Annotated in this window: 9 protein-coding genes; 2 read left to right on the forward strand and 7 right to left on the reverse strand. The window is 71.6% G+C overall.

Features of this window, described 5'->3' with window-relative positions:
* Positions 1-254 (reverse strand): putative immunity protein (locus tag FRW57_RS17415; protein ID WP_338055379.1); only part of this gene is annotated, 254 nt, incomplete at its 3' end.
* A 95-nt stretch (positions 255-349) separates the two neighbouring features.
* Here FRW57_RS17415 and FRW57_RS17420 point away from each other — a divergent pair.
* Positions 350-595, forward strand: a complete 246-nt coding sequence (locus FRW57_RS17420) for a DUF2530 domain-containing protein (protein WP_137123098.1) — start codon at positions 350-352, stop codon at positions 593-595.
* A 178-nt stretch (positions 596-773) separates the two neighbouring features.
* Here FRW57_RS17420 and FRW57_RS17425 read toward each other — a convergent pair whose 3' ends face one another.
* The 4 genes from FRW57_RS17425 to FRW57_RS17440 form a co-directional block, all read right to left on the reverse strand.
* Positions 774-1604 carry an MgtC/SapB family protein gene (locus FRW57_RS17425; protein ID WP_238999474.1) on the reverse strand — a complete coding sequence of 277 codons (831 nt, stop codon included), beginning with the start codon at positions 1602-1604 and terminating at the stop codon, positions 774-776.
* Positions 1605-1631: 27 nt separating this feature from the next.
* Entirely contained in the window at positions 1632-2372 is a 741-nt protein-coding gene (locus FRW57_RS17430; protein ID WP_137123099.1) for a DUF3027 domain-containing protein, read from the reverse strand.
* 1 nt (position 2373) lies between these two features.
* On the reverse strand, positions 2374-2772 hold the full coding sequence (locus tag FRW57_RS17435) for a cold-shock protein (protein ID WP_137123100.1): 399 nt from the start codon (positions 2770-2772) through the stop codon (positions 2374-2376).
* 109 nt (positions 2773-2881) lie between these two features.
* A complete protein-coding gene (locus FRW57_RS17440) occupies positions 2882-3499 on the reverse strand; it encodes an HAD family hydrolase (protein WP_238999475.1) in 618 nt (205 codons plus the stop codon).
* A 106-nt stretch (positions 3500-3605) separates the two neighbouring features.
* Between FRW57_RS17440 and FRW57_RS17445 the strand changes: the two genes are divergently transcribed.
* Positions 3606-4037, forward strand: a complete 432-nt coding sequence (locus FRW57_RS17445; RefSeq protein ID WP_152186590.1) for a MarR family winged helix-turn-helix transcriptional regulator — start codon at positions 3606-3608, stop codon at positions 4035-4037.
* 30 nt (positions 4038-4067) lie between these two features.
* Here the strand turns inward: FRW57_RS17445 and FRW57_RS17450 are convergent, their stop codons facing one another.
* The gene (locus FRW57_RS17450; RefSeq protein WP_152186591.1) at positions 4068-4298 is read right to left on the reverse strand and encodes a hypothetical protein; all 231 of its coding nucleotides are present in this window, start codon (positions 4296-4298) and stop codon (positions 4068-4070) included.
* A 68-nt stretch (positions 4299-4366) separates the two neighbouring features.
* Positions 4367-4684 (reverse strand): hypothetical protein (locus tag FRW57_RS23410; protein WP_203230391.1); only part of this gene is annotated, 318 nt, incomplete at its 5' end.

The following is a 4684-nucleotide window of genomic DNA, read 5'->3' on the forward strand; positions in this document are numbered from 1 at the left end:
CTGGCCGCGCCCATCGCGTGCCCGCCGGCCGCGCGTGCCTCGGTCATCGTGGCCTCGCCACGGGCCCAGGCACGTGCCTGCTCGATCGCGTGACGCGGCCGGGAGTCCCCCGGCCGCACCCGCTCGAAGAGGTCAAGGACGTGCTCCGCGCAGGACGCCGCCCACAGCGCCAGGAGCTGGTGGTCCGCGTCGGTGAGGGTCCCGCCGCGACGGATCGTCACAAAACGAGGGTCCCGGACCTTCGGGAGGATCATGGCGTGCTCCTTCTGCTGGCCTCCAGCCAACACCCACCCGCGCGCCGGTGCGAGCGGGCGCGCCCGATCTGCGGACTCGTCGGTAGGCTGGGTGCGTGAGTCCCTCCGACGAGCCGACCCGGCAACAGCCGCAGCTCGAGCCGTTGCGGGTCGACACGGCACGGATCGTCGGGATCGGCGTGCTGCTCTGGCTGGTCGCGCTGGTGCTGACCCTCGTCATACCGGCCCTGCACGAGGGTGACCGGTCCTGGTGGAAGTGGACGTGTGTCGCGGGCGCCGCCCTCGGCACGCTCGGCTGGGCCTACGTGCGCCGCGGCCGCGGCAACGCGTCCGCCGCCTGAGCCGCCTCCCGACCTTTGCTCAGTTCAAACCGCTTCCGACCTGCCAAAAACCGGCTTGAGCTGAGCAAAGCGGGCCGAGCTGAGCAAACCAGGGCGGCGTGCTCGCTTCAAACCGCTTCCGAGCCGCCGGAAACCCGCTTGAGCTGAGCAAAGCGGGCCGAGCTGAGCACCGGCCGGCTCACTCGTCCTCGTCGTTGACCCCGGCGTGGACGACGCCGTCGAGGTCGGCGAGGCCGCTCAGCAACCGCCCCACGTCCTGCGCGCCGGTGAGGCCGAGCACGACATTGACCAGGCGATCCCCCGCCGCCTCGCCCGGCCGGTCCATCCCCTCGTCGCGTTGGCGACCCTCGCCGCCCATCGGATGGGTGGAGACCTGGTTGACCACGAACCCCTGGCCGGTGCACCGCTCGAGGATCGTGCGCAGCAACCCGCGTCCGTCGACGTAGGTGACGCGCACCTCCTGCACGCGATGGGTCGAGCCGGGCAGGCGCCGCACGAGCGCGCTCATGCCGTAGATGATCACGAAGTAGCCGGCCGTGCTGGCGACCGCGAGCACGGGGAGTCCGGCTCCGGCCGCCATCCCGATCCCCGTGGTCAGCCACACCGAGGCGGCGGTCGTGAGCCCGCGCACCGCGTCGCGCCGCACGAAGATCAGTCCGCCACCGATGAACCCGATGCCGGAGACGATCTGCGCCGCCACCCGTGAGGGGTCGAGCGTGGCGTGGGCGCCGAGCACATCGGTGAAGCCGTACTTGGAGACCAGCACGATCAGCGCCGCGCCGAACCCGATGATGGTGTGGGTTCGCAGCCCCGCCGCCTTGCCGCGGATCTCCCGCTCGAACCCGATCAGCCCCGACAGCACCAGGGCGATGCCCAGCTCGGCGATCTGGGTCCAACCCTGGCCGTCCGGCTCCCCGAACGCGGCCATCGCGGCCACTGCGGCCAGCCCCGGCACAGCGAACACCGCGGACGCGGCGGGCACCCCAGCAAGAGCCAGGACCGTGCCCATGGCGGACCACCTCCCGGGGCGAGCTACTCAGGCATACACGTCCATGGCGTACTCGTCGAGGACGACCGGCTCGACGGCCACCGGCTCGGGCCGCACGACATCGACCTCGCTGTGCGCGCCGCAGCCGTGGTCAAGGCTCACGACGCGACCGTCGGAGGGAGACCAGGCGTTGGCGCACACGCCGAAAAAAGACCGCAACGCACCTGCCATCGGGACGAAGAAGCCGCACGTGGAGCAGGGGGCCGGGGCCTCCTTGGCGACCGCTGCCTGCGGTCCGTGCTCACCGTCATACCAGCGCTGCGCCGCCTCGTCGCGCCCCTCGGCCGACAGCACCCGCGGCCGTCCGAGCCCCAGCTCCCACTGGGCCATCTCGTCGACGTCCTCGTCGCCGGTGGCCTCGAACCCGGGCTCGAGCCGCGGGTCCTCTTCCACATAGGGCGTGACGTCACCCGCGCCGATGTCGCCGGGCGCCAGCCGCTGGTCGTAGGGCAGCCACTCGGGCGAGAGCAGCGCGTCCTCGCCGGGGACCAGGTTGGTCTCGCACACGGTGGCGATCCGGGCGCGCGGGGCCCGCGCAATGGTGATCGCCCAGCGCCAGCCGGGGTAGGCCCGCGCGGTGCAGTCGAAGTAGTGCGTGGCCAGCCGGTCGGCATCCATCGTCACGCCGAGGTGCTCGCCGACGGTGCCGTCCTCCGCGATGCTCTCGGCCGCCTCGCGGGCCAGGTCGACCGCGGCGGCGAGCACGGCGTCCATCTTCGGTGTCGCCATGTCAGGCCACGTCGAACTGATCGGCGACGCCCCGCAGGATCTTGGCCAGGGCAGCGGACTTGCCCTTTTCGGGGTACCGGCCCCTGCGCAGGGCGTTGGAGGCGCCGTCGAGCTGCTTGATCAGGTCCTCGACCACGATCGCCATCTCGTCGGCCGGCTTGCGGTTCTTGGCGTGCACCGACGCCGCGACCGAGGGCGCGGGGTCGAGCAGCCGGACCGAGAGCGCCTGGGCTCCACGCCGTCCCTGGACGATGCCGAACTCCACGCGGGTCCCGGCCCGCACGGTCTCCACGCCCTCCGGCAACGCGTTGGCGTGCAGGAAGACGTCGCCGCCCTCGTCGTCGCTGAGGAAGCCGAAGCCCTTCTCGGCGTCATACCACTTGACCTTGCCAGTCGGCACTGTCCACCTCTTGCTCGCTGTTGCCTGGTTGTCCTCCCCGGGAGCCCCCGGGGCATGACTCGATCGCGCTGTCGGCGCTGCCTCCAAGGCTAACCGCTCGCGCCAGTGGTTATGCCGTCGCTCCCGCGCGGTGCGCGCGGAGCCAGCCGGGAAACTCGGTCAGGTCCGAGAGTATGACGTCCGCGCCCGCGCGCTCGAGGGTCTCCCGGTCGTTGGGGCCGGTGAGGACCACCACCGACGTGGCTCCGGCGACGCGAGCTCCGTGGACATCGCCCGCGTGGTCGCCGACGTAGATGCCGGCGTGGTGCTCGCGCAGGGCCGTGCCCTTGGCCTCGCCGAACAGCTCGCCGACCACGTCGTCCGGGACGAGTCCGACGTGTTCGAGCACGGCGCGCACCGCGGGAGCGACCTTGGCGCTGACCACCACGACGCGCCCCCCGAGGTCGCGGACGGTGGCGAAGGCCTCGTGCGCGCCGGGCAGCGGTGTGGTGATGGGCACGGCGTGCACGAGGTACTCCTGGCGGTAGGTCGCCACGGCCTGCTCGATCTGGTTTTCCGGCAGCCAGTGGCCGAGAGTGTGATCCAGCGGGTGGCCGAGCAGCTGCCAGAGGTCCTCGCGGTCCGCGGTCACCCCCTGCTGCCCGATGGCGGTCTGCATCGTGGCGATGATCCCTTCCCGGGAGTCCACCAGGGTCATGTCGAGGTCGAAGCCCACCGTCCAGGTCACGGACTCCAACCTACTTCGCGACACGCTCACGGGGACCGGCCCGGCCCAGCAGTTCTTGAGGTTGCCTCACTATGAGGGGCGCTCCCCCAAGGATAGGATTCGGAGCATGACCCAGGGACACCACGAGGGCGACCTGCTGATGCGTGCCGCCCGCACCCTCCGGCGGCGGTGGGCGCACTCGCTGGTCCCATGGGAGCTCTCGCCCCACCAGGCCCGGGCGCTGCGCGTGATCTGCTCGGCCCTGGAGGGCCACGAGGACAGACCTCCCCGCCTCTCCGACGTCGCCGAGTCATTGCACATCGCGCCGCGTTCAGCCACGGAGGTCATCGACAGCCTCGAGGCCAAGGGCCTCGTCGGGCGCTCGCCCAGCCCGAACGATCGCCGGTCGATCGTGGTGACGCCCACGCCACAGGGCCAACAGGTCCGTCGCGCCATCGAGCAGGCACGAGTCGAGGAGGCGGACGACTTCTTCGCGCCGCTCGACGAGGCCGACCGGGCCAGCCTGGCCGCCATCCTGCGCAAGGCGCTCGACGAGTAGTCGCCGATCCGCCGCCACGGGACGGGACCGTCATTGCCAGGCCTCCTCCTCACCCTGCTCGTAGTCGGCAAAGGCATGCTCGAGCCCTAGCAGCACCTCCGCCGCGGTCTCGAAGAGCGCCTTGGCGCGGGGATCGTCGACCTTGCCGGCGTCCTCGCGCAGGTGCTCGGCCAGACCGCTGAGCTTGGTGCGGGTCTGCATGGTGTGCCGCTTCGGGTCACTGACCGGCAGCGATTTCGGGTCGACGGTCGTGTTGGTCATGGGGGTCTCCTTTCGTCGATGCGCTCCACGCTGCCGGACCCAGCCCGCGGCCGCTTGATCGTCCTTGCTCATCCCTCACGAGGTGGGGCGGGCGGTGGTGGCGAGCTGACCGCGCTGCGGGGTGCCCTCTCCCTGGCAGCCGCCGTGTCGCCGGACGGGGTGCCCGCCACGGCATCCTCCTCCGCAGGGCGCGTGTGGCGGAAGAACCCGTACAACAACCAGGCATTGACCAGCTGCAGCACTCCCACGATCTCGAAGGGCAGGCTCAGGCCGACCGTGTCGAGCCAAGCACTCGCCGGCTGCGCGGTCAGGCTGGGGACGGCGCCCCTCGGGCCGCGGCGTGCGCGGCCTGCACCCGGTCGCGCCACCACAGCTCGCGGTCCCGG

The organism is Segeticoccus rhizosphaerae (genome assembly GCF_009192725.1).
Taxonomy (GTDB): Bacteria; Actinomycetota; Actinomycetes; order Actinomycetales; family Dermatophilaceae; genus Segeticoccus; species Segeticoccus rhizosphaerae.